Annotated in this window: 1 protein-coding gene; it reads left to right on the plus strand. The window is 69.2% G+C overall.

Annotated features, from left to right (window positions below; all coding sequences use genetic code 11):
• Window positions 1-148: 148 nt before the first annotated feature.
• Window positions 149-3,964: a ThuA domain-containing protein gene (locus tag SACSA_RS21020; RefSeq protein WP_019813021.1), complete on the plus strand. Its 3,816-nt coding sequence runs from the start codon at window positions 149-151 to the stop codon at window positions 3,962-3,964.
• Window positions 3,965-4,076 lie beyond the last annotated feature (112 nt).

The raw sequence follows: 4,076 nt of genomic DNA on the forward strand, positions 1-4,076 counted from the left end.
TCCGGCTGGCCGAGCCGGATGATGCGGAACTGGCGCAGGACGCCGGAGACGAACACGAACCAGGCGACGAGGCTGACGGCGACGCCGATCGCGCCCATCGCGAGCTGCGGTGCACCCATGATCGGGCGACGCGGCCGCCTCGGTACTGGTGTTCCACGGACCCGCGGAGCAGCAGGACGACCCGGTCGCCCGTGCCGCCGACGCGGTCACCGAGCTGGGCACCGCCCACGACATCGCGGTGGAGACCGCGAGCGACCCGGCCGTGTTCACGGCCGAGAACCTGCGTTCGTACCGCGGCGTGGTGTTCCTCTCCGCGCAGGGCGCCGAGCTCGACGCCGCACAGGAGTCGGCACTGCGCGCCTATGTCAGCGACGGTGGCGGCTTCCTCGGCGTGCGTGACGCCGCCCGTGCCCAGGCCCGCTCCGAGTGGTTCACCGACCTTCTCGGCGCCCGCCCCGCGGGGGCGCGGCCCACGCCGGAGGAGGTCGCGAACGTCACCGCCGACGGCGAGAACCCACCCAACGAGACCGCTGACAAGCTCATCGACGGTGCCGACAACACCAAGTGGCTGACCTTCGGCTCGACCGGCACGGTCACGCTGGAACTCGCCGAGCCTGCCGCGATCTCGCACTATGCCCTGACCTCGGCCAACGACTTCCCCGGCCGCGACCCGAGGGACTGGACGCTGCAGGGCTCGCCCGACGGGCAGAGCTGGACCGACCTCGACCGGCGCACCGGTGAGGACTTCCCCGACCGGTTCCAGACGCGGGAGTTCCGGTTCGACAACGAGGACTCCTACCGCCACTACCGGCTCGACATCACAGCCAACGACGGGGAGGGCGCCACGCAGCTCGCCGGCATCGAGCTGTACACCGCCGACGCGACCCCGCCGGAGGACGCCGGGCCCACCCCGCAGGAGGCGACCGTCAGCGTGGTCGACCGGGCCCACCCCGCCACGGCGGAGCTGCCCGCGACCTGGACCCGCACCGACGCGTGGCCGAACTGGAGCAACAACCCGGTCGGTTCCGTGCACACCGTGGCGCAGGTGCAGGAGCGCACCTACGACGCGGGCCAGAACGGCAACGGCCCGTTCCACCCCATCTCGTGGTGCCACGACTACGAGGACGGGCGGTCGTTCTACACCGGCATGGGCGGCACCGCGGCCTCCTACGACGAGGAGAAGTTCCGCTCCCACCTGCTCGGCGCGCTGCGCTGGACCACCGGGCTGGTGCGCGGTGACTGCCAGGCCACCATCGCGGACAACTACGAGGTGGAGCGGCTCAGCGGTACCAACGCCGACGGCCAACTGGACCAGCACGGCGAGATGCACGGGCTGACCATCGCCGACGACGGCACCGTGTTCTACGTCGGCAAGGCCGCCTGCGCCTCCGGCCCGGTGCCCGACTGGGAGGACGAGAACGTCGGCCTCGGCTGCGGCACGATCCACCAGTGGGACCCGGAGTCGGAAGAGGTCAAGCACCTGACCACCCTCGAGGTGTTCGGCAACCGCGGGAGCGGCGACGAGCTGGTCAAGACCGAGGAGGGCCTGCTCGGGATGACGCTCGACCCGTCGTTCGCCGACAACGGCTGGATGTATGTGTACTGGATGCCGTACGAGTCGATCGACAAGGAGGAGCGGATCGGCCAGCGGACGGTGTCCCGCTTCACCTACGACCACGCCACGGACAGCATCGACACGGCCAGCCGGGTCGACCTGCTTCAGTGGGACACCCAGATCCACAGCTGCTGCCACGCCGGTGGTGGGATGGACTTCGACAACGAGGGCAACCTCTACATCGCCACGGGTGACAGCAACTCGTCGCGGGGCTCGGAAGGGTACTCGGGCAACAACTGGACCAAGGACTACAAGGGAGTGTCCTTCCAGGACGCTCGCCGTACCGCGGGTAACACCAACGACCTCAACGGCAAGATCCTGCGGATTCACCCCGAGGACGACGGCAGCTACACCATTCCGGAGGGCAACCTCTTCCCCGAGGCCGACTACCCCGGGGACAAGACCAAGCCCGAGATCTACGTGATGGGCGTGCGCAACCCGTCGCGTATCCAGTACGACCGGAAGAACGACTGGCTGACCGCCGCCTGGGTCGGGCCCGACGCGTTCGAGCCCAGCCCCGAGCTCGGTCCGGCCAAGTACGAGACCGCGACCATCATCACCTCGGCTGGCAACCAGGGCTGGCCCTACTGCATGGGCGACAAGCAGCCCTACCGCGACCGCAGCAACACCGACGCCTCCGTGCTGACCGGCTGGTACGAGTGTGACGACCTGAAGAACACGTCGCCGCGCAACACCGGACTGGTCGACATCCCGGACGCCCGTGCGAACATGATCTGGTACGCGCCCGACGGCGGTGGTCCCGTGTTCCCGGAGCGGGGCGACGGCAGTGGTGTGCCGAGCTACGAGCTGGACGAGGTGACCCACACCCAGCCGTACCTGACCGGTGGTGCCCAGGCGATCATGTCGGGCCCGACGTACCACCGCTCGGCCACCGACACCGACAGCGGTGTCGCGTGGCCCGCCCACTGGGACGGCAAGTGGCTCATCGGTGACCAGTCCAACGCGAACAACAGGATCGCGGTGACCGTGGACCCGGACACCGTCGACGAGGCGGGACCGCCGCTCTACGCCGAGGACCTCCGCGGCATCATCCCGATGGGCGGCGGGAACACCGAGTTGCAGAGCTGGATGGACGCCGAGTTCGGCCCGGACGGCGCTCTCTACATGATCGACTACGGCGGTGGGTTCTTCAGCCTCAGTGACAACCAGAAGCTGATCCGCGTCACCTACAACGGTGGTGCGCCCACGCCGAGGCCGCAGGTCGAGGCGACCGCCGTGCAGAGTGCCCCGCTGACCATGGCCTTCACCGGAGCGCGCTCCGGTGGCGTGTCCTACGAGTGGGACTTCGGCGACGGGGCCACCTCCGAGGAGGCGAACCCGAGGCACACCTACGCCGCCACGGGCACCTACACCGTGACGCTGACGGTGACCTACGCCGACGGTGAGACGGTGACCACCAGTGCCGAGGTCACCGTCGAGTGCGCCGTGCCGGACGACCGCTCGACGGTCTGGCTGCGCGACATCGACACCGGGGTTCCCAACTCGGAGGTCGGCGGCGGCTGCACCATCAACGACCTCATCGACGACGAGGGAAGCTGGGACAACCACGGCGCCTTCGTCGACCACGTCAGCGAGGTCGCGAACACGCTCAAGTCTGACGGTGTGCTCAGTGGCAAGGAGAAGGGCATGTTGACCCGCTCCGCGGCCCGGTCGGACATCGGCAAGAAGGGTGACTCCGGCTACAAGCACATCTTCGACGGCACGGCCGCCTCGCTCCAGGGCTGGCGGCAGGCACCGAGCGGAAAGTTCGAGATCACCGACGAGGGCTCGCTGCGCAGTTCCGGCGGGATGGGCATGCTCTGGTACGCCGCGGAGGAGTTCGGCGACTTCTCGATGAAGCTCCAGTTCCGCGACGTCGCACCGGACGGGCACCGCGCCAACAGCGGCGTCTTCGTCCGGTTCCCGGACCCGCGCACGCCGCTGGAGGAGCGTGAGCACGAGTGCTCGACCCAGGGCGCGGCACGGACCTCGCAGGCGTGGGTGGCCGTCTACTGCGGACAGGAGGTGCAGATCTACGACGGCGACTCCGGCGAGCCGCAGAAGACCGGATCGATCTACAACTTCGATCCCGTCGGGCTCGACGGCTCCGGCGCGACCCCGAAGGGCGAGTGGAACGACTACGAGATCCGCGTCGTCGACCAGCACTACACGATCATCCGCAACGGTGAGGTGATCAACGAGTTCGACAACGGGCCGGGCACCGAATCGCTGCGCGACGGCGACCCGCCGACGGACGCGCGGCAGTTCGCCAGCGGATTCGTGGGCCTGCAGAACCACGGCGACACCGACCTCATCGAGTTCCGCAACATCCGCGTCCGGACGCTGTAGTCCGGCGGCACGAGAGGGACGACTGGCTGATGTATCAACGACTACGCACGCTCGCCTCGCCACCGGCGCGGGGCGGCCCCGGCCTGGCCGCGCACGCGCGGCGGGCGGGTGC

The sequence above is a fragment of the Saccharomonospora saliphila YIM 90502 genome, from assembly GCF_000383795.1.
GTDB lineage: Bacteria > Actinomycetota > Actinomycetes > Mycobacteriales > Pseudonocardiaceae > Saccharomonospora > Saccharomonospora saliphila.